Here is a 24,051-nt window from a genome sequence, read left to right as displayed (position 1 = left end):
CGCAACGAGGCGGCCCGCAAAGGCAGACCTTACTGCTTGCGCGGCCAGGTGTCGGCAAGGCGATAGCCGGCCGGCCACGGATCGGCCGGGTCGAGCATCACCTGGTGCGTGCCGGTGATCCAGGCGCGTCCGGAGATCTCAGGCACGATCGCCGGGCGTCCGCCGACCGTCGTTTCGCCGACGATGCGGCAATTGAAGGTCGAATCGATGATCGAGTGGCCGCTGAAGCGCTGGCCGACCTTCATCAGCCCACGCGCGTGCAGCACCGCCATGCGCGCCGAGCAGCCGGTGCCGGTCGGCGAGCGGTCGAGCTTGGCCGGCTGGATGACCACGGTGTTGCGGCCATGCAGAATGCCGTCCTTTTCTTCGACCGGCATCGTCAGCTGGCAGAAGGAGATATGATCCCATTCCGGATTTTCCGGATGGGTGAAGCCGAGCTGTTCGTTGGCCGCGCGGGTGATCTTGATACCGGTTTCGGCAAGCTCGCGCGCCTCGTCTGGCGTCACCGAGAAACCAAGAGCGCGAGCGTCGGTGATGACGAAGCTGTCGCCGCCATAGGCGGTATCGACCGTCAGCGTGCCCAGACCCTCGACTTCGAGCTTGGCGTCGAGCTTGTCGGCAAAGGACGGCACGTTGGTGACGGTGATGCGCTCGGCCTTGCCGTTGCGGCATTCGGCAACGACGTTGACCAGTCCACCGGGCGCTTCCAGCACCATGCGCGTTTCCGGCTCCTGCATCGGTACGATGCCGCTGTCGAGCAGAACGGTGGAGACGCAGATCGAATTCGAACCGGACATCGGCGGCGTATCTTCGGGCTCCATGATGATGAAGCCCATGGTCGCGCGCGGGTCCTTCGGCGGCACAAGCAGATTGATGTGGCGGAAGACGCCACCGCGCGGCTCGTTGAGCACGAAATTGCGCAGCGTCTGGTCTTCGGCGATGAAGCGGCGCTGTTCCCAGAGCGTGTTTCCAGGCGGCGGCGCGACGCCGCCGACGATGACGTCGCCGACTTCCCCTTCCGCGTGGCAGGAAACGATATGAACGACCTTGTTGCTGCGCATGCGCTTTCTCCTTCCGTGACGGTGGACGGACGCCACCCGGGCGCGCCCTTCACTTGCGGCCGCTCCCCCATTTCACCGGGTGACGCGATGGCGTCGCCCGTCGACGAAACGACTCTTAGAAAAATTGGATCCAATATACAATCTGAAAATACTCATAATCCAAATCCGGCCAGAGGCCTGCAAACGTACGCCGTGACAGTCCGCCGACCGGCTTGTCGGCAGCGACGTCGAAATAGCTGCGCTTTGAGTTCGATCAGCGACATGGAAGCGCCTCGAGCACACCTCAAGGCCTCACATGAACCCCGGATTGCGGGGCAGATAGCGCGTCCAGTCGCCATAACCGGGAGACGCCATCAGCAGCATTGGAAACGTGATCCGCATCCCCTGATTGACCGCAAGGCTCAAAGCGCCGTCGCATGCCCCGGGCAAGAAGGCCGAAATCCTCTCAGACGTGCCCGCGGCGGCCAATCGCAACGCGGCCGCGAAGGCATCTTGAACATTGTCGGGCCACAGGACGGCGAGTGGGCCGATGTGCCCGTTGGCGCCGATATAGCCGTATCCGGCAGGATCGCTGCCGGCGTAAAACAGAAACCCTCGGGTTGCCAGATCGCCAAGCAGGTAGCGATGGTGCTTGTCCCGCGATACGCCGATGGCGCAGCGATCGACCGTCGCCAGCGTCTCCATGGTCGCTGCATCGGGTTCGATCGGCACGGCGCGCAGGACCGCCTCCGGCAACATCCGCACTGCCTCCCGCCTGGCATCGAAAAAATAGATCGGCGTGCGCGGAAAGAAGCCGTGTCGCATGTAGAGCCCCTGCGACACCCGATTGAAGGTGAAGGTGATCAGCGCCTTGTGGGCTGCGCCTGACTTGCGCGCATGTTCCAGAGTTCGTTCCAGCAGCGAATTTCCGATGCCCCGGCCCTGTTGAGCGGGATCGACGAACAACTGGGCGAGAAACCAGAGATCCCCGCAAGTCCAACTCCAGGCGCATCCGACGATGCCCCCGCCCTCTTCGGCCACCCAGAGGCCGTCCGGATCGTCCCTAAGGCAAAAAAGCTGAAAATTGGGAGGGCTTGTCGCCGCCATCGGGCCGAAGCCGTGCCGAATGGTAAGATCGTTGATGCTTGAGACGACCAGTGCATCGGTCGCAGCCAATTCGTCGGCTTGAGCGGGCCTGTAAACGAGCGGCATTGGTAACACCACGAGAGGTTTCCAAGACAAGGCTGGCTTCGCAGGCTCGACCATATCACGCTCTGCCGCTCCGCTTCATCAGAGACCTTTCCTCCGTCAGACGATTTCCGGCTCCGGCGACGAGATCGTCGCGCCTACTTTCCAAAGCTCTGTTGCCCGGCGCCCGGATTGGACCTATGACCGTTGACCAACAGCGCGAAAACGCTTCCGAATTCGCCGTGCCGAGAGGCTTGGCCAGCGGGGTTTGAACAGGATGAAACTCGACGCCGTCGATGTCAGGCAAGCCGCCTCAGCGGCCGATATCGTCTATGAGGCCTTGCGCAAGGCGATCATCGAAGGCGACCTTGCCGAAGGCGAGAACCTGCGCCAGGACCACATCGCCCAGATGTTCAACACCAGCCGCATTCCGGTGCGCGAGGCGCTTTCGCGGCTGGAGCAGCATGGGCTGATTACCACCGAGCGCTATAAGGGCGCCGTTGTCGCCGGCCTCTCGATTGAGGAAATCGAGGAGATTTTCGAGTTCCGCGCACTGATCGAGGCTGAGGTCATTCGGCTTGCCGTACCCAGTCTCGACCGCCGTACGCTGGACCTTGCACGCCAGCATTGCGAGGAATTCGAGCAGGAGGAAAATTCCGACCGCTGGGGCGAAATCAACCGCAACTTCCACTACAGCCTCTACGAGGCAGCACGTCGCCCCTATTACCTGCAGATCGTTCGCGCCTCTCTCGATCGCATCGACCGTTACCTGCGGGCGCAGCTGACGCTAACCTCGGGCGTCGCGCGTGCGCGCCGCGAACACAAGGCGATCCTGGATGCCTGTGTGGCGCGCGACGCCGAGCGGGCCAGCGCCTTGACGCGCGATCATATCCTCGATGCCGGTCGCTCGCTGACCGTCTTCCTGAGAGAACAAAGAGGCTAGCGGCGCGGTTTCTCCCGCGGCTTTGGCCGACCGTCATAATAGTTTGATTTACATATCGTTTTATCGTGTTTCATTCCGGATCGATGCTCGATCCTTCACAGCAGTGCTCCCGCTGAAATTGCGCCGCACGTCGACTGCTCTCCGGTTGACAAGCGGGGCGGAAGCCTGAAAAGTGAAGCCTCTATCGAGACCGGCAGCGTTGGGAGGACTTGATGTCTGTGCGCGCGTTTTTCGGCCTTTCCACCCTCTTCCTGTCGCTTTTGACCGCCGGCATCCCCGCCGTTGCCCAGGAGAGTGGACGGCAGATCGAGATCACTCAGGACGGCGATTATTTCGGTTTCGACCTCAGGACCGAACAGAACGTCTCGCTCGACGAATGCCAGCAGACATGCATCGCGGACCAGGCCTGCCGCGCCTTCACCTACAATCCCAAGGTGAAGTGGTGCTTCCTCAAGTCCGACTATAACCAGCTCAACACCTTCCCCGGCGCCATCGCCGGCAAGGTCGTGCAGCCGCAGGTCACACAAGCCGACATCGGGGCGCCGCCGCGCCTGAAATTCCTGTCGGATCAGTTGCTGCAGGACGCCCGCAACACCAAGGCCAATCTTACCCTTGCCGACGATCAGCAGGGCATGGGCGTCAATACGCTCATCGACATGGCACGCGGCCAGGCCGGCATGGGCAATATCGAAAATGCGCTGAAGGCCTTCCAGGGCGCGTTGGCGATCAATCCTGATGACGCCGAACTCTGGCTGGAGGCGGCGCGAACCGCGAACCGCATCACCAACAATTCAAGCGTATCGATCCAGGCGGCGATCGCCGCGATCAACGGCTACGAGCTGACCCGCACCACCGAGAGCCGGGCGCATGCGCTTGCCGTCATGGCCAAATCGCTGGAAGGCGCCGAGAATTTCCGCGCCGCACTGAACGCCTACAAGGCGAGCCTGGAACTGGTGAAGGCAAAATCGGTCGAGGCAGCCTATCTCGACCTCAAGCAGCGCAAGGGCTTCCGCGTCGTCGAACATACGATCGATTCCGACGCTGCGACGCCGCGCGCCTGCGTGCAGTTCTCCGAGCAGCTTTTGAAGAGCGGCGCCGACTACGCCTCCTTCGTCACCGTCAATGGTGCTGCGCCAAAGGCGCTTGAGGCGAAGGGCGACCAGATCTGCATCGAAGGCCTATCGCATGGCGAGCGCTACAAGCTGACCCTTCGCGCCGGCCTGCCGTCCACCGTCGACGAAATGCTCGAAGCGCCCGTCACCCTCGATATCTATGTCGCGGACCGCGCCCAAATGGTGCGCTTCACCGGCGACAGCTTCGTGCTGCCGTCGACCGCGCGCCGCGGCATCCCGCTCGTTTCCGTCAACACCGACAGCGCCAAGCTGAAACTCTACCGCGTCGGCGATCGCAGCATCGCCCAGGTGCTGCAGAGCTCGCAGTTCCTGACCCAGCTCGACGGCTACAGCGCCCAGCGCATCGAGGATGAGATCGGCGAACTCGTCTGGCAGGGCTCGATCGACATCGAGCGCGACGTCAACAAAGAGGTCGTCACAAGCTTCCCGGTCGACGAGGCACTGCCTCAACGCAAGCCCGGCGTCTACGTCCTCACCGCCGCACCGACCACCGGTATCAGCCAGGAATGGGATGCGCGCGCGACGCAATGGTTCGTCGTTTCCGATATCGGCATCTCCACCTATGCCGGCACAGACGGGCTGAACGTCTTCGTGCGCTCGCTTGCGACTGCCGAGTCGATCGAAGGCGTCGAACTGCAGCTCGTCGCCAAAAACAACGAGATCCTCGGCACGGCGGTGAGCGATGATGACGGCCGCGTGACCTTCACTGCTGGCCTGATCCGCGGCACGGCCGGGCTCACGCCCGCCGTCATCACCGCCAAGAAGGGCGAGGACGACTATGTCTTCCTCGACATGAGCCGCGCCGGCTTCGACCTTTCGGACCGTGGCGTCACCGGGCGCGCGGCTCCTGGCGCCATCGACATTCTCGCCTGGACCGAGCGCGGCATCTATCGTGCCGGCGAAACCGTGCATGCGGCAGCGCTTGCCCGTGACGTTGACGGCATGGCGATCGAGAACCTGCCGCTGACCTTCGTCTTCCTCCGCCCGGATGGTGTCGAATATCGCCGCATGACCAGTGCCGGCGGCAAGCTCGGCGGCCATACGCTCGACCTCGACACCCAGGCAAACGCCATGCGCGGCACCTGGACGATGCAGATCTTCACTGACCCGAAGTCGCCTGCGATCGGCGAGAAGCAGTTCCTGATCGATGACTTCGTGCCGGATCGCACCGAATTCGATCTCACCAGCGACGCCAAGGAAATCGCCGTCGGTGAGACGGCAAGCGTGGCAGTCGACGGGCGCTATCTCTATGGCGCACCGGCTGCCGGCCTCGAACTTGAAGGCGAAGTGACGATCAAGCCGACGCGCGAAAACGCCGCCTTCAAGGGCTATTCCTTCGGTCTTGCCGACGAAGAGGCGAGCGAAGACACGCGCCTGCCGCTCGAAGAGCTTTCGTCGCTCGACGAAGAAGGCAAATCCAGCTTCGACGTCCTCATCGACGAAGTGCCCTCGACCACGCAGCTGCTAAATGCCACCGTGACCGTTCGCATGCGTGAAGCCGGCGGCCGCGCCGTCGAGCGCTCGCTAAAACTGCCGGTGCGCGCCGAGGGCCCGATGCTCGGCATCAAGCCGGAATTCGAGGGTGAGCTCGCCGAAAACTCCGTCGGCAAGTTCCGCGTCATCGCCGTCGATCCGGCCGGCAGCAAGATCGCCATGCAGGGGCTCCTCTGGAAGCTGATCAGCGTCGAACGGAACTATCACTGGTATCGCGACGGCAGCGCCTGGAAATACGAGCCCGTCGTTACCACCAAACAGGTGGCCAACGGCAGCGTCGACCTGACGGAAGACGGCGGCGATATCTCCGTGCCCGTCGGCTGGGGCCGCTATCGCCTGGAAGTCGAGACGGCCGCGGTCGATGGCCCGACTTCGAGCGTCGAATTCGACGCCGGCTGGTATGTCGCGGCCACCTCGACGGAAACGCCTGACGGCCTTGAGATCGCGCTCGACAAGGAGAAGTATGCGGTCGGCGACACGGCCAAGCTGAAGGTCTCGCCGCGTTTTGCGGGCGAACTGCTGGTCACCGTCGGCACAGAGAACCTGATCACGACCGAGACGGTATCGATTGCGGCTGAAGGCGGCGAAGTCGAATTGCCGGTCACCGACGCCTGGGGCGCCGGCGCCTATGTCACCGCCACGCTCTACCGGCCGGGCGATGCCCAGGAAAGCCGCATGCCGATGCGCGCCATCGGCATCAAATGGCTCACCGTCGATCCGGCCGAGCGCAAGCTCGCCGTCACGCTTAACGCGCCCGAAAAGATGGAGCCGCGCCAGCCGCTCGACATCAGCCTCCAGGTCGCCGGTGCCGGTGCCAATGAGGAAGCCTATGTGACGATCGCCGCCGTCGATGTCGGCATTCTCAATCTCACCCGCTACGAGCCGCCGAACCCGGAAGCCTGGTATTTCGGTCAGAGACAGCTCGGCCTTGAAATCCGCGACCTTTACGGGCGCCTGATCGACGGCTCGCTCGGCGCGACCGGAAAACTGCGCACCGGCGGCGATGGCGGCCAGGTCGCGCTTCAGGGCAGCCCGCCCACGGAAAAGCTGGTCGCCTTCTTCGAAGGACCGGTACAGCTCGACGGCGACGGCAAGGCAACCGTCAGCTTCGACATCCCGCAGTTCAACGGAACGGCGCGACTGATGGCCGTTGCCTGGACGAAATCCGGTGTCGGCCACGCCACGCGCGACGTGGTGATCCGCGACCCCGTCGTCGCTACCGCCAGCCTGCCGCGGTTCCTGGCGCCCGGAGACCGGTCGGACCTGAGGCTCGATATCGCCAATACCGACGCACCGGCCGGCGATTACCAGATCCATGTGACGACCAGTGGCCAAGCCACGGTCGAGCAACCGGGGACGGGCAGCACGGTCACCCTGGACCAGGGCGGTCGCTCCTCCATCACCTTGCCGGTCGTCGGGCAATATCCCGGCAACGGCGTCGTCACCGTGGCGCTGACCGGCGCCAACGGCCTTTCGCTCGAGCAGTCGCTCGACCTGCTCGTGCGTCCGGCAACCCTGCCGGTGACACAGCGACAAGTGGTTTCGATCGCGCCAGGAAGCAGCCTGACGGTCGACGGGCAGTTGCTCGCCGACAGCATCCTGCAGGGCGCTTCCGTCAACCTCAGCGTCACCCGCTCTGCCGCCTTCGATATGCCGGCACTGCTGATGACCCTCGATCGCTATCCCTATGGCTGCACGGAGCAAACGACCAGCCGCGCGCTGCCGCTGCTCTACCTGAGCGAACTCGCCAAGCAGTCCGGCCTTGCCGATGACGAGGGCGTGACGAAACGGGTGCAGGAAGCGATCTACCGCGTGCTCTCCAACCAGTCCTCGTCGGGCAGCTTCGGGCTTTGGGGGCCGGGCTACGGCGACCTCTGGCTCGATGCCTATGTCACCGACTTCCTGACCCGCGCCCGCGAGCAGAAATATGACGTGCCCGAGGCCGCAATGGTTCAGGCGCTGGAAAACCTGCAGAACGGCGTCAGCTACGACACCAACGCCAAGGATCGCGGCAACGAGATCGCCTATGCGCTCTACGTGCTTGCCCGCAATCGCAAGGCGGCGATCAACGACCTGCGTTATTACGCAAACACGCTGATCAACGATTTCCCGACGCCGCTCGCCAAGGCTCATATCGCCGCAGCGCTTTCGCTGTATGGCGATGCTCAAGGGGCGCAGGACACGTTTGCCAACGCGGCGAACATGTCGACGGGCCTCGTCAATGTCAGCCTGTCGCGCTCCGACTACGGCTCGTCGCTGCGTGACGGCGCGGCGGTGCTGGCGCTTGCGGCCGAAAGCCGACCGGTCCCGCCGATCGTTCCAGAGCTATCGAAAATGGTCGCCCGCGAATGGGAACAGAAGACCTATACCAGCACCCAGGAACAGGCCTGGATGCTGCTTGCCGCCCGCGCCATCCAGAATGGCGACGAGGACATGGCGCTCGACGTCAACGGCGCATCGAAGTCCGGCAGCTATGCCGCCCAGATGACCGGCGACGCGCTCATCACCCACCCGGTGGTGATCCGCAACCAGGGTGCCGATCCGGTTTCGGCCGTGGTCACCACGGTCGCCGCCCCCGCCCAGCCGCTTTCGGCCGGCGGCGACGGCTTCACCATCGAGCGCACCTACTACACGCTCGACGGAGCCGAGGCGAACGTCATGGAAGCGCGGCAGAACGAACGCTACGTCGTCGTGCTGAAAGTCACGGAGGCCAACGACTGGCCGTCGCGCGTGCTGGTCACCGACCTGCTGCCGGCCGGTTTCCAGATCGACAATCCGAGCCTCGTCGACAGTGCCCAGCTCAGCAATTTCGAGTGGCTCGGCGAAATCACCGCGACCCATACGGAGTTCCGCAACGACCGCTTCGTCGCAGCACTCGACCGCAACATCGGCGCCGGCCGCGAGGTCACGCTGGCCTATGTCGTGCGCGCGGTAACGCCGGGCACGTATGACCATCCGGCCGCAACTGTCGAGGACATGTACCGGCCGCAGCTTTCGGCCCGCACCGCCACCGGGCGCATGGAGGTGCTGGCCGCGCAATAGGCAAGATCATGTCGATTGGGCGCAAACTGCTGATCGCCTTGCCCGTCTGCCTGCTGGTGACGGGGCTGACGGGCTTTGCGATCGAAAAGGCTGACGAGGCCTTCCCGCCGCCGCTTGCGGAGGCGGACGTCGTCTCGCGCGAGGTGGACGACGCCAACGGACAGCTCTTGCGCGCTTTCGCAACGCCGGATGGCCTCTGGCGACTGAGGACCACGGTCGACGATGTCGATCCGCAGTTCCTGAAGATGCTGATCGCCTACGAAGACCAGCGTTTTGAGGAGCATTCCGGCGTCGATATCCTGGCGCTTGGCCGCGCCGCGCTTCAATTCGTCAGCAATGGCCGCATCGTCTCGGGCGCCTCCACGCTTTCCATGCAGGTCGCCCGGCTGATCGAGCCGCGGCAGCAGCGCTCGATAACCGCCAAGCTGTTGCAAATCGCCCGCGCGATCCAGATCGAGCGACGGCTATCGAAGGACCAGATCCTCAATCTCTATCTCACCCATGCGCCTTATGGCGGCAATATCGAGGGTGTGCGCGCCGCGAGCCTCTCGTGGCTAGGCAAGGAGCCGAAACGGCTGACGGCCGGCGAAGCGGCCCTGCTCGTGGCACTACCGCAACTGCCGGAGAAGCGCCGCCCGGACCGCAACCATGCCGCCGCTGTCGCCGCCCGCGAACGGGTGCTGACGCGTCTCGCCGTTGCTGACGTGATTGGCGACGGCGAAGCGGAACGCGCGATCGCCACGTCCGTTCCGTCGCGCCGGCTGCAACTCCCGGCCTATGCCGCGCACCTCGCCGAACGGGCGTTGCGCAAAGATCCGAAGGCGGTTCGGCATGAGACGAGCTTGCGCCTTGCCGTCCAGCGCAGCCTCGAAGCCGTGGCAAAGGAAGGGGCAGCCAAGCTCGGACCGAAGGTTTCGGTCGCCATGGTGATGGCCGATGCGAAGACCGGAGAGATCGTCGCTTCGGTCGGATCGGCCGACTATTTCGATGCGAGCCGCTCCGGCTGGATCGACATGACGCGCATCACGCGTTCGCCGGGCTCCACCCTCAAGCCCTTCATCTATGGCCTTGCCTTCGAAGAAGGACTCGTCAGCCAGGAAACGATCATCGAGGACCGGCCGGCGGACTTCTTCGGCTACCGCCCACGCAACTTCGACATGAGCTACCGGGGCGATGTCAGCGTACGCGAGGCGCTGCAATTGTCTCTGAACGTTCCGGCGATCCGCCTGCTCGACGCGGTCGGCCCGGCCGAGCTGATGATGCGCTTTCGCCGCGGCGAGGTGAAGCCGGCACTTCCTGCCGGCGAAGCACCCGGCCTTGCGATCGGTCTTGGCGGCGTCGGACTTTCCCTGCGCGATCTCGTGCAGCTCTATGCGGCGCTTGCCAATCGCGGCTTCCCGCTCCGGCTCGGCGACGGCGTTGAGGGCAAGGCGGGCCTGATCGAAGCGGAACCGGTGCTTTCGCCGGTCGCCGTCTGGAATGTCTCCGACGCGCTCTCCGACGTGTTGCCGCCCGCTGGCAGTCGCCAGCGCGGCATCGCCTATAAGACCGGCACCAGCTATGGCTACCGTGATGCCTGGTCGGTCGGCTATGACGGCCGCCATGTCCTCGGGGTCTGGGTCGGACGGCCCGACAATGGCGCGGTTCCCGGTCTCACCGGCTATGGCAGCGCCGCCCCCATTCTCTTCGAAGGCTTCGCCAAATCCGGCTTCGGCATCACGCCGCTGCCCGATGCGCCGGCCGGCGCGATCCGCATTTCTCAAGCCGAACTGCCGATCAGCCAGCGCCGCTTCTCGCTGACGGCAAGCGGCCTCGTCAACGCTTCGGCCCGCGAGCCGGCGCCGCAGATCGTGTTTCCGCCCGAGGGCGCACGCGTCGAGCTCAGTGCGAACCATCAGGCGCTTTCGCCGCTGACACTCAAGCTCCAAGGCGGACGCGCGCCGTTCCGCTGGCTTGCCAATGGCAAGCCGCTGCCGGAGCTCACCCGCCGGCGGGTCACGCAGTGGCAACCGGATGGTGCCGGCTATTCGACGCTGACGGTAATCGATTCCGTCGGCCGCGCCGCCAGCGTGCGCGTCTTCATCGAGTAACAGTGCGGATCTCGCGTGCCGCGTCTTCAGCCCGCTCGGCGAGGAGCGCTTCGATCTCCTCCTCCAACCGCACCGCATCGAGCGGCTTGTGGAGAAGACGGTGGCCGCTTGCGGTCACTTCCTTCAGCCGTGTCGGCGACGTATCGCCGGAAAGGATCAGCGCCGGCACCTCCCGCCCGAGATAGGCCCTGATCTCCCGGATCGCACCGATCCCGGTCTTGCCGGCCTCGAGACGGTAGTCGGTGATGACAAGATCGACCGGCACCTCTCCCAGGCGCGCAGCCTTCGCAAGCTCCTTTCGGGCCCCGGCAGCCGAACGCCCGGCATAGACCGCATAGCCGAGCGTGCGGAGCAACAGCGCCGTCGCATCCAGCGCGTCGCGCTCGTCGTCGATGACGACGATGCCCCCATGCTGCGTCGCAGCGGCCGGATGGGCGCGTCCGGGCTTTGCCAGCGAAGGCGGCGCGACCACCGGCAAAGTGATGGAAAACATCGAACCGCGACCCTCCGTCGAGACTACCTTGACCGGGTGGCCGAGCAGAGCGGCGGTACGCTGCACGATGGCAAGGCCGAGCCCGAGCCCCTGCGCCCGGTTGCGTGCAGGATTTTGCAGTTGCACGAACTCCTCGAAGATTGCGTCCTGTTCGGACGCCGGGATGCCGACACCGGTGTCCCAGACCTGCACCTCCAGCGCAGCACCGCGGCGTCGGCAACCGATCAGCACCGTGCCGGTCCGCGTGTAGCGGAAGGCATTGGAAAGAAGGTTGTCGAGGACACGCTTCAGCATCATCGGGTCGGTATCGACCCAGACATCCGTCATCACCACGCGCCATCCGAGGCCATGGTCCTTCGCAATGCCGGAGAACTCCGCCTTGAGGTCGTGGAACAGTCGCCGTAGGGACACCGGTTCTCGCGCGACGGTCACGATTCCCGCGTCAAGCTTGGAAATGTCGAGTAACGCGTCGAGCAGACCGCCGAGATTGCCGATAACCGAGCGCGCGCGATCGGCGAGGTCGCGGGCGTTCTTGGCCGGAACGTCACCGTTGCGACCGAGTGCTGCGAGCGTCGAGGTGAAAAGGCTGAGGGCGTGGATCGGCTGACGCAGGTCGTGGCTTGCGGCAGCGAGGAACCGCGACTTGGAGCGATCGGCGCTCTGCGCCTTGTCGCGCTCTGCCTCAAGGCTCGTGATCAGCGACAGATTCTCGAAACGCAGCCGCACCGTTTCGGCAAGCGTCCTGTGGGTGACGCGGCTGTAGTAGAGGTCGACGCCGAAGAGGCAGATGGTGAAAATCAGATAGGTGTCGTAGATCGGCCCTTCGCCGAGGAAGCAGCGGATCGCGAAGGGCAGGAGGATCGCAACCAGCGAGCCGGCATAGGCGAGCGGAAAGGCAGACAGCGACGGCACCGCACCGCTGGCAATGCCTGTGATCACGATGCAGACGAAGGCAAGCGTCTGCGGCTCGTCCGGATGGAAGGCGAACCAGCCAAGCGCGCCCCAGAGACCGCTGGAAACCCACGAAAGCAGCGTGAAGCGCCAGGCCCATCGCCGCCAGTCCCGCGTCCGCCCTTCATCGGTCTGACGCCGATATCGCCAGTCGAGAAGAATGCGGGCGAACGTCAGCAGATAGAGTGCGGCACCCCATGAAAACAGCAGATCCCACGACACAAGATCGCGCAGGACATAAGCAACCGGCAGTGGAATTGCGAAATTGGCAAAAAGCACCGCGTAAGATTGACGAAATAATAAGCCTATCAGGAGAGGTTGCAGGTGTTCGCGAGTCTCCATTGCCGCTCCTGTCTCGATGCAACGCCATGTCCGCGGAGAATTGCCGATTTCGATGAAGGATTGCTTACATGCGCAAACTGCTGACGATCGTGGTGGCAGACGATCACGCCATCGTTCGCGAGGGCCTGAAGCTGCTGCTCTCCACCATGGACCACGTATCGGTGGTTGCGGAAGCGGCCGACGGCGAGACGCTGACGACCATCGTTCGCGCCAGCAGTCCTGATCTGGTGATCCTCGACCTCGGCATGCCGGGGGTTGCCGGCGTGCAGTTCATCAACGAACTCCGGGCGGTCGCGCCGCGCATGAAGATCCTGGCGCTGACCGCAAACATCGAGCCGCGAACCGTGCGGGCCGTGATCGCCGCCGGGGCCAGCGGTTACCTGACGAAGACCGGCGACCCGGCCGAACTGAATGCAGCACTCGACGCAATGCTGCGAAACGAAATTTATCTCAGCCAATCGGTTCGTTTCGCCATCGACGAACCCCGCAGCCACCAGCCGCCGCCGACAACCGATACGGCGCTCTCCCCCATCCCCCTCACCCGCCGCGAAATGCAGATCCTCTCTCTCGCCGCCCAGGGGCTGACCGCGCGCGAGACCGCCGATCGCCTCGGTATCAGCCCGCTCACGGCCCGCAAGCATCGCGAGAACCTGATGCGCAAGCTCAGTCTGCACAACACGGCAGAGATCGCGGCCTATGCGCTGCGCATCGGCCTGCCGATCGGTTGATATCGCAGTCCTCGCCGGTCTTTCCGGAAATCACCTTCCCTTAACCACGGCAAAACAGGCGATCCTGCCACAACGCCGAAATACGGCACCTGCCGTATGTCAATCGGATACAACCAAGCGTAGTTCTCCCGCTCTATCGCGCCACCGAGATGGTTCGACGCCAAGACGTCGGCCCGGGGCGTTCCGGCTATTTCGGGAGGAGCCCCCATGCCGTCGCTGGAGCATTGGATTTCGTTCGCACTGGCAACGGCGATTTTCGCCTTCATGCCGGGTCCTGCCATTCTCTATATGACGGCGCAGACGTTGGCGCATGGCCGCAAGGCCGGCCTCCTGGCGGCGCTCGGCATTCATATCGGCTGCTACGTCCACATCGCCGCCGCGGCGCTCGGGCTTGCCGCCCTGCTTCACCATGCACCGCTTCTCTATGGGGCGATCAAGCTTGCCGGCGCCGTCTATCTGGTCTGGCTCGGCGCGACCATGCTGCTCGGGGTCGGCAAACATGCCGCCCACGCCGAGGCTGCGAAACCCGGCGTCCTGCGCGACAGCATCGTGGTGGAGGTCCTCAATCCCAAGACCGCCTTGTTCTTCGTGACCTTCCTGCCGCAGTTCGTGGATCCGGCCGTGGCGATGCCGATGTCGCTGCAGTTCCTGATGTTCGGCCTGCTGGTGAACCTTGCCCTGTCGGTCGCCGATATCGCGGCCGTCTTCCTCGCCTCCTTCACCCTCGGTCGGCTGGTTGGTGGCGCCGGCAATCTTGTTCCGCGCACCTGCGGTTCGATCCTCATCGGCCTCGGCCTGATGCTGGCAAGTCAGCCGATCTGATCGCCCAAAGACGGTGCGCGCGCCGGGTCCGACCTTGGTGTATCCTTAAGGGCGCTGAAGTCGGGGGGCGCCATGCTGAATGCAACCGAGATCGCCAAGGCCGCCGAAAGCCTGCATCAGGCCGAACGCGATCGAAAACAGATCGGGCTCCTGTCGCTCAAGCATCCCGAAATGACGGTCGACGACGCCTATGCGATCCAGGCGGCTCTGGTCCGGCGCAAACGCGACGACGGCCACCGCATCATCGGCTGGAAGATCGGGCTGACGTCCAATGCCATGCAGCAGGCGCTCGGCATCGACACGCCCGATTCCGGCGTGCTCTTCGACAACATGCTGTTCGACGACGGCGCAAGCATACCCCCCGATCGCTTCATCCAGCCACGGGTCGAAGCGGAGATCGCGTTCATCATGAAAACCGGGCTCAAAGGCCCGCGGGTCAACATCGTCCAGGTCCTGAACGCCACGGATTATGTCATGCCGGCGCTGGAAATTCTCGACAGCCGGATCGTCCGCACGGATCCGAAAACAAAGAAGGCGCGCATCCTCGTCGATGCGATCGCCGACAATGCCGCCAATGGCGGCCTCATCCTCGGCGGCCGCGCCGTGCGCCCCGATACGGTCGACATGCGCTGGATGGGGGCGATCGTCTCGCGCAATGCGGTGATCGAGGAAACGGGGCTTGCGGCCGGTGTGCTCAACCATCCGGCGCGCGGCATCGCCTGGCTCGCCAATCGTCTCGCGCAATGCGGCGACGCGATCGAGCCCGGCCAGATCGTTCTCTCAGGCTCTTTCATCCGCACGCTCGAAGCCAGGAACGGCGACACGATCGTCGCCGATTTCGGCGCTTACGGCTCGGTCAGTTGCCACTTCGCGTGAAGTGTATAACGACAGGCAAGCTACACACCCGCCGCGCGGATATCACTGCACCAGGATGGCGCGGAAATCGTTGACGTTGGTGCCGGTCGGGCCGGGCTTGAAGAGATCGCCGAGCGCATCGAACGCCGACCAGCTGTCGTTCTTCTGCAGGAATGCCGCGGCATCCAGCCGTTGCGCCGCGAGACGGGCGATGGTGGTATCGTCGGCGAAAGCGCCGGCGTTGTCCTCGGAGCCGTCGATGCCGTCGGTGTCTGCGGCCAGCGCCGAGACCCCTTTGGCACCGTCGATGCCGAGCGCCAGCGCCAGCAGGAATTCGCTGTTGCGTCCGCCCTTGCCCTTGCCGCGGATGGTGACGGTCGTCTCGCCGCCCGAGAGAACGACGACCGGTTTGGTGAACGGTCGACCGCGGCCGACGACTTCCCGGGCGATCGCCGCATGCACACCGCCAACGTCGCGCGCCTCGCCCTCGATCGCATCGGAAAGAATGATCGCGTCGATGCCGGCGGCACGCGCCTCTGCAGCCGCGGCCTCGAGCGAGACGGATGCGGATGCGATCAGCCGGACTTCGTTACGGGCAAAACGCGGGTCATCAGGAGATGGCGCGGCGCTTTCCGGGCTATTGATCCACGCCATAACCTTTGCCGGCAGGTTCAGACTGTAGCGCTCGATCAGCGTCAGCGCATCCTCGCGCGTGCTGGCGTCCGCCAGTGTCGGGCCGGAGGCGACCAGCGCCGGATCGTCGCCCGGAATATCGGAAACGATCAGCGAAACGACCTTGGCCGGATAGGCCGCGGCAGCCAGCCGACCGCCCTTGATCATCGAGACGTGCTTGCGCACGGCATTCATGGCGCTGATCGGCGCGCCGGAGGCAAGCAACGCCCGGTTGACGGCGATCTCGTCTTCCAGCGTCAAGCCGGGTGGTGGCGAGGGCAAAAGCGCCGAGCCACCGCCGCAGACGAGCGCGACGACAAGATCGTCCGCCGTCAGGCCGCCGACTTCGGCGAGCAAGCGCTTCGAGGCCAGCAAACCGTTTTCATCAGGCAGGGGGTGCGACGCTTCCAGCACCTCGACCGTCTCGCATGGGGCAGCATAGCCATAGCGGGTGACGATCACGCCCGAGAGCGGACCATCCCAATGGCGTTCGAAGGCGGCTGCCATCTGGGCCGCACCCTTGCCGGCCCCAACCACCACCGTCCGCCCCTTCGGTCGCGCCGGCAGGTTGGCCGCGATCACTTTCTCCGGATCAGCCGCGGCAACGGCCGAGGTGAACAGCGCTTCGAGGAAACGGCGTGGATCGGTGATGGTTGGCATTGGTCTCCCCCTGGAGGATGTCGCGTCGCTCCATCCTTATATGTCATCCCAGCGCAAATCGCGGTTGGAACTGCATGAAAGTCTCGGGCGGCGGTTCCTCCAACCGCCGCCCGGACGCATGACCGGTCCGGCACAATGGGACGCCGGACGAGTCATGCGCATTTAAGGTCGTCGCCTGATCTTTTCAAAGCGGCGCAATTCCTGACGGAAAACCGCTTCGCACGTTCCCTGGAATTGCTTAGGCAACCTGGTGGTTCGCCATGCGCTCCAGCGCCCGGACGAGGCCGGAGTGGTCTAGGCCGCTGTCGCCGTTGGCTGCGCAGTTGTTGAAGAGTTCCTGCGTTGCCGCCGTGTTCGGCAGCGAGATGCCGAGCGACTTGGCACCCTGGAGAGCCAGGTTGAGGTCCTTCTGGTGCAGCGAGATGCGGAAGCCCGGATCGAAGGTGCGCTTGATCATGCGCTCGCCGTGAACTTCGAGAATGCGCGAGGAGGCAAAGCCGCCCATCAGCGCTTCGCGGACGCGCGCCGGATCAGCACCCGCCTTGGAGGCGAAGACAAGCGCTTCCGAGACCGCTTCGATCGTCAGCGCAACGATGATCTGGTTGGCGACCTTGGTGACCTGGCCGTCGCCGCAATCACCGACGAGCGTGATGTTCTTGCCCATCAACTTCAAGAGCGGCAGGGCGCGGTCGAAGCTCTCCTGGGCGCCGCCCGCCATGATCGAGAGCGAAGCATTCTTGGCGCCGACTTCGCCGCCGGAAACCGGGGCGTCGATGTATTCGGCACCGGTCTCGCGAACTTTCTTGGCGAATTCCTTCGTCTCGATCGGCGAGATCGAGCTCATGTCGATGACGAGCTTGCCCTTGGAAAGACCGTAGGCGACGCCGTTTTCGCCGAAGAGAACATCCTTGACCTCAGGGGTATCCGGCAGCATCAGGATGATGGTGTCGACGGTTTCGGCCAACGCCTTCGGCGAGTCGACGAACTTGAGGCCGTTGTCGAGCAGCTCTTGGCGCGGCGGGATGACGAACTTCGAGGTGACGATGGTGTGGCCGGCATCCTGCAGGTGGCGCGCCATCGGCGTGCCCATGATACCCAGTCCAATGAAACCGATTGTTGCCATGGTGTTTAGCTCCTGATCTTGATGATGTCTGCGGATTGGGTGCGCTGGCGCTCGGCGCCGAGCCAGCCAAGGCCCTCGGCCGTCGTGGTGCGCGGCTTATATTCGCAACCGATCCAGCCGTCGTAGCCGGCCGCTTCCAGCGCGTCGAAGACGAAGGGATAGTTGATCTCGCCGGTGCCCGGCTCGTTGCGGCCCGGATTGTCGGCAAGCTGGACATGAACGATGCGATCGGCAAAGCGCTTGTAGGTGCCGATCAACTCGCCCTGCGTGCGCTGCTGGTGGTAGAGATCGTACTGGATGAACAGGTTGCCGCTGCCGACCTCCTCAATGATCGAAGCCGCCTGCTCGACCGTGTTGAGATAGAAGCCCGGAATATCGAAGTCGTTGATCGGTTCGATGAGCAGGCGAATGCCCTGCTTGCCGAGTTCGCTTGCAGCAAGCTTGAGATTGGCGACCAGCGTGTCGCGCAGCACCTGTTCAGAGACACCGTGAGGCGCGATGCCAACCAGGCAGTTGACCTGCTTGCAGTCGAGCGCCGTCGCGTAGTCGATGGCGCTCGCCACGCCTTTGCGGAACTCGTCGACCCGGTTAGGCAGGATGGCGATGCCGCGTTCGCCGCTCGCCCAGTTGCCGGCCGGCAGGTTGTGCAGAACTTGGGTCAGGCCATGGCGCTGAAGCTCTGCGCGCAGGCTCACCTTTTCGAATTCGTAGGGAAACAGATATTCCACGCCCTCGAAGCCGGCCTTGGCAGCAAGGGCGAAACGATCGAGGAACGGCACCTCGTTGAACAGCATTGTCAGGTTCGCAGCGAACTTCGCCATGCGATGTTTCCTCCTTGTGTTTGTCTTGTGAGCGATGCGGGCGGCGGAGCGCCCGCATCTCCTCAGTCATTCAAAGCTCAGTCGAGCAGGGCCGTGATCGCGGTCGGCACGTCCTCGCCGCGCAGCGCCAGTTCCTCGAACTCGACGACCGCATTGATGTCGGCGCCCATGGAGATGTTGGTGACGCGCTCGAGGATGAACTCGATGACGACGGGAACCTGGTGCTCGTCCATCAGCGCGCGCGCCCGGTCGAAGGCTTCCTGGAACTCGTTCGGGCTGCGCACACGGATCGCCTTGCAGCCGAGACCTTCGGCAACCGCGACGTGGTCGACGCCGTAACCCTTCTCCGCATCGCCCGACGCGTTGATGTTGTCGAAGGCGAGGCTGACTTCGAAGTCCATGTTGAGACCGCGCTGCGCCTGGCGGATGAGGCCGAGATAGGAATTGTTCACGACCACATGCAGGTAAGGCAGCTTGTGCTGGGCGCCGACAGCCAGTTCCTCGATCAGGAATTGGAAGTCGTAGTCGCCTGAGAGTGCCACGATCGTCCGGTCCGGATCGGCAGCGCGAACACCGAGGGCCGCAGGCAAGGTCCAGCCGAGCGGTCCGGCCTGGCCGCAATTGATCCAGTTGCGCGGCTTGTAGACGTGCAGGAACTGGGCGCCGGCGATCTGGCTGAGGCCGATGGTCGAAACGTAGCAGGTGTCGCGGCCGAAGGCCTTGTTCATCTCTTCATAGACGCGCTGCGGTTTCAGCGGTGTCTGGTCGAAGTGGGTCTTGCGCAGCATGGTGCGCTTGCGCTCGCGGCACTCTTCCGCCCAGGCGGACCAGTCACGGAGCTTGCCCGCCGTCTTCCATTCCGTCGCGACATCGAGGAAGAGCTTCAGCGCAGCGCCGGCATCCGAGACGATACCGAAATCGGGCGCGAAGACGCGGCCGATCTGCGTCGGCTCAATGTCGACGTGAACGAACTTGCGGCCTTCCGTATAGGTCGGAACGTTGCCGGTGTGGCGGTTTGCCCAGCGGTTGCCGACGCCGAGCACGAAGTCGGAGGCGAGCATGTTGGCATTGCCGTAGCGATGCGAGGTCTGCAGGCCGCACATGCCGGCCATCAGCGGATGGTCATCCGGGATCGTGCCCCAGCCCATCAGCGTCGGAATAACCGGAATTCCGGTGATTTCGGCAAATTCTGTCAGAAGGTCCGATGCATCGGCGTTGATGATGCCGCCGCCGGCGACGATCAGCGGGCGTTCCGCTTCGTTCAGCATCGCGATCGCCTTCTCGGCCTGGGCCCGCGTCGCCTTCGGCTTGTAGGCTTCAAGCGGCTGGTAGGTGTCCGGATCGAATTCGATCTCGGCAAGCTGGACGTCGACTGGCAGGTCGATCAGCACCGGGCCGGGACGGCCGGAGCGCATGATGTGAAACGCCTTCTGGAAGACGAAGGGAACGAGCGCCGGCTCCATGACGGTAACCGCCCACTTGGTGACCGGTGCTGCGATCTTGGCGATATCGACAGCCTGGAAATCTTCCTTGTCGAGACGGGCGCGCGGCGCCTGGCCGGTGATGCAGAGGATCGGGATCGAATCCGCCGAGGCCGAATAGAGGCCGGTGATCATGTCGGTTCCGGCCGGGCCCGACGTGCCGATGCAGACTCCGATATTGCCGTGCTTGGCGCGCGTGTAGCCTTCGGCCATGTGGGAAGCGCCTTCGACGTGGCGCGCCAGGATATGACGAACCGAGCCGCGCGCCTTCAGCGCCGAGTAGAACGGATTAATGGCGGCACCCGGTACGCCGAAGGCACAGTCGATGCCTTCCTTTTCCAGAACAATAACAGCCGCGTCAACGGCACGCATCTTAGCCATGGGAACTCCTCCAATTTCCTGAAACAATAATCCATTATCATCGATACGCAACACACAAATGGAATTCATTTCCATCATGTGGAAATAAAGATTTTCAATAATTCGGAGAAAATCGCGGCATGGCCTGATAGAGGATGATGGGCGAGACACGTGATTTGCAGAGAGGCTTTTATGGACGGCAACGGCAGGGGAAAACGCGGACGCAAGGCGGGCGAGAACGCCGCCCCTTCATCCGTCCAGGTGCTTGATCGCAGTCTCGCCCTTTTGACGGTCGTGGCCGAAGGCGACGGCTCAACCCTCACCCAGCTCGCCGACGAGACCGGCATGGCGCCGTCGACCGTGCACCGGCTGCTGGCAACGCTTGCCGGCCACGGCATGGTGATGAACGACCCGGACACGGGCGCCTGGACAGTCGGTTTGAAGGCGTTCGAGATCGGCAACGCCTATCTGCGCTTCCGCAAGCTCGGCACCATCAGTCGGCCGTTTCTAAAAGGACTGATGGAGGAAAGCGGCGAGACGGCGAATATCGGCATCGAGGAAGGCGGCGACGTCGTCTTCATTTCGCAGGTCGAAAGCCACGCGCCGATGCGCGCTTTCTTCCGTCCCGGCCGCCGCGGTCCGGTTCATGCCTCCGGCATCGGCAAGGCCATCCTGTCCACCTGGTCCGACAAGGAGATCGCCCAGCTGCTCCACGGTCGCGAACTCGCGCATTTCACCGACAAGACGCGCGATACGCTGCCGGCGCTGTTGAAGGATATCCAGGAGATCCGCCACCGCGGCTGGTCGGTCGACGACGAGGAGCACACGCTCGGCATGCGCTGCGTCGCCGCTCCGATCTTCAACGAATACGGCGAAACGATCGCCGGCATTTCCATCTCGGGCCCGTCGGTCCGCGTCAGCGATCAGAAGCTCTCGACCTTCGGCCCCATCGTGCGCGAACGCGCGGATGCGCTGACCAAGGCGATGGGCGGCAAGCGACCGGAAGAGCTTTAAACCCCGACCAACAGAAACGCCGCGCGTCCGATCCGGACACGCGGCGTTATGGCGAGCCAGCAGGGGCGGACGCGCCTTAGGCCGTTTCGAGGCTCTTTACTGCCGAGGTGGCTGCGTCCTTCGCAGCGCGTGCAGCTCCCTTCATCGGCTTGCCGGCGACATAGGTCTCGGCCACGCATCGGTCGTCACCCATCGTCTGCAGGATGAAGAGTTCCTCGACAAGCGAACCGGCAACCCGCATGCGCAAGTCCATCGACGGCTTGGCGCGGCTATCAAGCACCACGATATCGGCATCGGCGCCGACATGCAGCGAGCCGATACGGTCGTCGAGATCGAGCGCCCGGGCGTTGCCGAGTGTCATGCGGTAGAAGGAGTTGAATGGCGTCAGCCGCTGGCCCTGCAGGTGCAGAACCTTGTAGGCCTCGTCCATCGTCTCCAGCATCGAGAAGCTGGTGCCGGCGCCGACATCGGTCGCGACCGACCAGCGGGCGCCGAGCTTGTCGAAGCGATCGCGATCGAAGAGACCCGAGCCGAGGAACAGGTTCGAGGTCGGGCAGAAATTGCCGACGGCACCGGTTTCGGCGAGTACCGAAATCTCGCGGTCGCTCAGATAGATGCAGTGGCCGAGCAAGGTCTTGCGCGTCAGCAGATCGTAGCGCGCGTAAATGTCGGTATAGTCCTTCGCTTCCGGATAGAGCGACGTGGCGAAGGCGATTTCGTCCCTGTTTTCAGAGAGATGCGTCTGGACGTAGCACTCCGGATGCTCGGCGACGAGCACGCGGCTCGCCTCCATCTGCTCCGGCGTCGAGGTGATGGCAAAGCGCGGACTGATGGCGTAGTGCGCGCGGCCACGGCCGTGCCACTTGGCAATCAGCGCCTTCGTCTCGTCATAGCCCTGCTGCGCCGTGTCGCGCAGCGCATCGGGCGCATTGCGGTCCATCATCACCTTGCCGCCAATCATCAGCATGCCGCGCGCTTCGGCGGCCCCGAAATAGGCGTCGACGCTCTCCGGATGCACCGAGCAATAGGCGGCCGCCGTCGTCGTGCCGTTCGCCAGCAGTTCGTCCAGGAAGCGGCCGGCGATGAAGTCGGCGTGCTCCGGTTTGCGGAACTTCTGCTCCTCGACGAAAATGTAGGTGTTCAGCCATTCGAGAAGCTGGGCGCCGTAGGAGGCGATCGCCTGCGTCTGCGGGAAATGCAGATGCGTATCGATCAGGCCTGGCAACACCAGATGAGGGCGATGGTCGGCGACCTTGACGCCGGCACCGGCACGACGGGCGACATCGGCGTGATCACCGATATCGGCGACCTTGCCGCCGCGCACGAGCACGGCGCCGTCTTCGAAGTAGCGATAGGAGGTGGTGTCGTCGATGCCCTTCGGTTCCTCGACGAAGGTCAGCACACGGCCGCGGATCAGCAGATCGGTCATTGGGTCTTTCCTCCATTCACGACGGATTCGTACCAGGCGACGAGCAGCTGCCGCTCCTCGTCCGATACGCCGGTGACATTGGCGGGCGGCATCGCGTGGCTGCGGCCGGCCTGCAGGTAGATTTCACGCGCGTGATTGGCGATCTCAGTGTCGGTCTCGAGCATCACGCCTTTCGGCGGGACGACGATGCCCTCCCAGCCCGGCTCCTTGGCATGGCACATGGAACAGCGGCCAAGCACCGTGTCGCGGACCTTCGGAAAGGCTTCCGCGGTGACGAACGGCTGTTGCGCGGCGGAAATCTTCGCCTCCTCGCCGCCGGTAAGAATCTTCGGCACGGTCGACAGCCACATGATGACGACGAAGAGCAGCGCAGTGACCAGCCAGGTCCAGGTCGGGTTGCCCTTGTTCGCGTGACGGGTGTTGAAATAGTGGCGGATGGTCACGCCCATCAGGAAGACCAGCGAGGCGATGATCCAGTTGTACTGGGTACCGAACGCCAGCGGATAGTGGTTCGACAGCATCAGGAAGAGAACCGGCAGCGTCAGGTAGTTGTTGTGGGTCGAGCGCTGCTTGGCGATCACGCCATACTTGGCGTCGGGCGTGCGGCCAGCGATCAGGTCGCCGACGACCACCTTCTGGTTCGGAATGATGATGAAGAAGACGTTGGCCGACATGATCGTTGCGGTAAACGCACCGAGATGCAGGAAGGCTGCGCGGCCGGTGAAGAGCTGCGTGTAGCCCCAGGCCATGCCGACCAGAATGAAGTAGAGCAGCACCATCAGTCGGGTGTTGTCGCGACCGAAGGGCGACTTGCAGATCGTATCATAGGCGAGCCAGCCGAAGGCAATCGAGCCGAGCGAGATGGCGATTGCCACCGGCTTCGAGACGTCGAGCACGTTCGGGTCGATCAGATAGAGGTCGGCGCCGGCGTAGTAGACCAGGCAGAGCATGCCGAAGCCGGAGAGCCAGGTGACATAGGACTCCCATTTGAACCAGATCAGGTGCTCCGGCATGTTGGCCGGGGCAACCAGGTATTTCTGGATGTGGTAGAAGCCACCACCGTGCACCTGCCATTCTTCGCCATAGGCGCCGGCCGGCAGGCCGGGATGTTTCTTCAGACCGAGGTCGAGGGCGACGAAGTAAAAGGACGAACCGATCCATGCAATGGCGGTGATGACGTGCAGCCATCTCACGGCAAAGGTCAGCCAATCCCAGGCGATGGCATAGTCGTACATGAAATTCTCCCATTTCTCCTCGGACCATTATGTGTCATTGCTGGAGGTCGCGGGAACGTCGCTGCTTCACCAACACTTTCAAAAAAATCTATAAAATAGCGACGGAATGGATAGGCTAGAGAGAGCCTGAAGGAG

General features: G+C 63.8%; 16 protein-coding genes. 7 read left to right on the top strand and 9 right to left on the bottom strand.

Going from position 1 to position 24,051, the window contains the following annotated elements; genetic code table 11:
• Positions 1–29: 29 nt before the first annotated feature.
• On the bottom strand, positions 30–1,061 hold the full coding sequence (locus tag IB262_RS22295; RefSeq protein WP_060586175.1) for a proline racemase family protein: 1,032 nt from the start codon (positions 1,059–1,061) through the stop codon (positions 30–32).
• A 291-nt stretch (positions 1,062–1,352) separates the two neighbouring features.
• A complete protein-coding gene (locus IB262_RS22290) occupies positions 1,353–2,306 on the bottom strand; it encodes a GNAT family N-acetyltransferase (RefSeq protein ID WP_318267419.1) in 954 nt (317 codons plus the stop codon).
• Positions 2,307–2,505: 199 nt separating this feature from the next.
• Here IB262_RS22290 and IB262_RS22285 point away from each other — a divergent pair, with 199 nt between their 5' ends.
• The 3 genes from IB262_RS22285 (at position 2,506) to pbpC (ending at position 10,930) form a co-directional block, all read left to right on the top strand.
• On the top strand, positions 2,506–3,171 hold the full coding sequence (locus IB262_RS22285; protein WP_051659493.1) for a GntR family transcriptional regulator: 666 nt from the start codon (positions 2,506–2,508) through the stop codon (positions 3,169–3,171).
• A 218-nt stretch (positions 3,172–3,389) separates the two neighbouring features.
• On the top strand, positions 3,390–8,840 hold the full coding sequence (locus tag IB262_RS22280) for an alpha-2-macroglobulin family protein (protein ID WP_192493822.1): 5,451 nt from the start codon (positions 3,390–3,392) through the stop codon (positions 8,838–8,840).
• Between the two features lie 8 nt (positions 8,841–8,848).
• Entirely contained in the window at positions 8,849–10,930 is a 2,082-nt protein-coding gene (gene pbpC, locus IB262_RS22275) for a penicillin-binding protein 1C (RefSeq protein WP_192493787.1), read from the top strand.
• Here pbpC and IB262_RS22270 read toward each other — a convergent pair.
• A complete protein-coding gene (locus tag IB262_RS22270) occupies positions 10,920–12,596 on the bottom strand; it encodes an ATP-binding protein (RefSeq protein ID WP_348646924.1) in 1,677 nt (558 codons plus the stop codon). The two genes, pbpC and IB262_RS22270, sit on opposite strands and share 11 nt — an antisense overlap.
• Before the next feature lie 188 nt (positions 12,597–12,784).
• On the opposite strand from IB262_RS22270, the gene IB262_RS22265 reads away from it, so the two are divergent.
• From IB262_RS22265 to hpaH, 3 genes are all read left to right on the top strand, one after another.
• Entirely contained in the window at positions 12,785–13,444 is a 660-nt protein-coding gene (locus tag IB262_RS22265) for a response regulator transcription factor (RefSeq protein ID WP_127889942.1), read from the top strand.
• A 207-nt stretch (positions 13,445–13,651) separates the two neighbouring features.
• On the top strand, positions 13,652–14,266 hold the full coding sequence (locus tag IB262_RS22260; protein ID WP_192493785.1) for a LysE family translocator: 615 nt from the start codon (positions 13,652–13,654) through the stop codon (positions 14,264–14,266).
• Between the two features lie 72 nt (positions 14,267–14,338).
• On the top strand, positions 14,339–15,142 hold the full coding sequence (gene hpaH / locus IB262_RS22255) for a 2-oxo-hept-4-ene-1,7-dioate hydratase (RefSeq protein ID WP_192493784.1): 804 nt from the start codon (positions 14,339–14,341) through the stop codon (positions 15,140–15,142).
• Positions 15,143–15,184: 42 nt separating this feature from the next.
• Here the strand turns inward: hpaH and IB262_RS22250 are convergent, their stop codons facing one another.
• The 4 genes from IB262_RS22250 to gcl form a co-directional block, all read right to left on the bottom strand.
• Positions 15,185–16,453, bottom strand: coding sequence for a glycerate kinase (locus tag IB262_RS22250; protein ID WP_192493783.1), 1,269 nt, complete (start codon positions 16,451–16,453; stop codon positions 15,185–15,187).
• A gap of 238 nt (positions 16,454–16,691) precedes the next feature.
• Entirely contained in the window at positions 16,692–17,576 is an 885-nt protein-coding gene (locus IB262_RS22245) for a 2-hydroxy-3-oxopropionate reductase (RefSeq protein WP_034799385.1), read from the bottom strand.
• Between the two features lie 5 nt (positions 17,577–17,581).
• A complete protein-coding gene (hyi, locus tag IB262_RS22240) occupies positions 17,582–18,397 on the bottom strand; it encodes a hydroxypyruvate isomerase (RefSeq protein WP_192357682.1) in 816 nt (271 codons plus the stop codon).
• A gap of 77 nt (positions 18,398–18,474) precedes the next feature.
• Positions 18,475–20,259, bottom strand: a complete 1,785-nt coding sequence (gcl, locus tag IB262_RS22235; RefSeq protein WP_034799378.1) for a glyoxylate carboligase — start codon at positions 20,257–20,259, stop codon at positions 18,475–18,477.
• Between the two features lie 171 nt (positions 20,260–20,430).
• Here gcl and IB262_RS22230 point away from each other — a divergent pair, with 171 nt between their 5' ends.
• Positions 20,431–21,252, top strand: a complete 822-nt coding sequence (locus IB262_RS22230) for an IclR family transcriptional regulator (RefSeq protein ID WP_060521692.1) — start codon at positions 20,431–20,433, stop codon at positions 21,250–21,252.
• 76 nt (positions 21,253–21,328) lie between these two features.
• On the opposite strand, the gene guaD is transcribed toward IB262_RS22230, so the two are convergent.
• Both guaD and IB262_RS22220 read right to left on the bottom strand, forming a co-directional pair.
• Positions 21,329–22,681, bottom strand: a complete 1,353-nt coding sequence (guaD, locus tag IB262_RS22225) for a guanine deaminase (protein ID WP_089043749.1) — start codon at positions 22,679–22,681, stop codon at positions 21,329–21,331.
• Entirely contained in the window at positions 22,678–23,916 is a 1,239-nt protein-coding gene (locus IB262_RS22220; RefSeq protein ID WP_089043748.1) for a urate hydroxylase PuuD, read from the bottom strand. The genes guaD and IB262_RS22220 overlap by 4 nt, the downstream gene beginning before the upstream one ends.
• Between the last annotated feature and the right edge of the window lie 135 nt (positions 23,917–24,051).

This window comes from Ensifer sp. ENS02 (assembly GCF_014851885.1).
GTDB lineage: Bacteria > Pseudomonadota > Alphaproteobacteria > Rhizobiales > Rhizobiaceae > Ensifer > Ensifer adhaerens.
Note: the sequence above shows the minus strand (reverse complement) of the source record. Positions and strands in the feature narration are given on the sequence as shown.

What these genes read in the sequence shown, in the direction of transcription:
- IB262_RS22290 (WP_318267419.1), bottom strand. Translation starts at nt 2,306, where the DNA reads ATGGTCGAGCCTGCGAAGCCAGCCTTGTCTTGGAAACCTCTCGTGGTG.
- hyi (WP_192357682.1), bottom strand. Translation starts at nt 18,397, where the DNA reads ATGGCGAAGTTCGCTGCGAACCTGACAATGCTGTTCAACGAGGTGCCG.
- guaD (WP_089043749.1), bottom strand. Translation starts at nt 22,681, where the DNA reads ATGACCGATCTGCTGATCCGCGGCCGTGTGCTGACCTTCGTCGAGGAA.
- IB262_RS22285 (WP_051659493.1), top strand. Translation starts at nt 2,506, where the DNA reads ATGAAACTCGACGCCGTCGATGTCAGGCAAGCCGCCTCAGCGGCCGAT.
- IB262_RS22260 (WP_192493785.1), top strand. Translation starts at nt 13,652, where the DNA reads ATGCCGTCGCTGGAGCATTGGATTTCGTTCGCACTGGCAACGGCGATT.
- IB262_RS22245 (WP_034799385.1), bottom strand. Translation starts at nt 17,576, where the DNA reads ATGGCAACAATCGGTTTCATTGGACTGGGTATCATGGGCACGCCGATG.
- gcl (WP_034799378.1), bottom strand. Translation starts at nt 20,259, where the DNA reads ATGGCTAAGATGCGTGCCGTTGACGCGGCTGTTATTGTTCTGGAAAAG.
- IB262_RS22230 (WP_060521692.1), top strand. Translation starts at nt 20,431, where the DNA reads ATGGACGGCAACGGCAGGGGAAAACGCGGACGCAAGGCGGGCGAGAAC.
- IB262_RS22295 (WP_060586175.1), bottom strand. Translation starts at nt 1,061, where the DNA reads ATGCGCAGCAACAAGGTCGTTCATATCGTTTCCTGCCACGCGGAAGGG.
- IB262_RS22265 (WP_127889942.1), top strand. Translation starts at nt 12,785, where the DNA reads ATGCGCAAACTGCTGACGATCGTGGTGGCAGACGATCACGCCATCGTT.
- hpaH (WP_192493784.1), top strand. Translation starts at nt 14,339, where the DNA reads ATGCTGAATGCAACCGAGATCGCCAAGGCCGCCGAAAGCCTGCATCAG.
- pbpC (WP_192493787.1), top strand. Translation starts at nt 8,849, where the DNA reads ATGTCGATTGGGCGCAAACTGCTGATCGCCTTGCCCGTCTGCCTGCTG.
- IB262_RS22250 (WP_192493783.1), bottom strand. Translation starts at nt 16,453, where the DNA reads ATGCCAACCATCACCGATCCACGCCGTTTCCTCGAAGCGCTGTTCACC.
- IB262_RS22220 (WP_089043748.1), bottom strand. Translation starts at nt 23,916, where the DNA reads ATGTACGACTATGCCATCGCCTGGGATTGGCTGACCTTTGCCGTGAGA.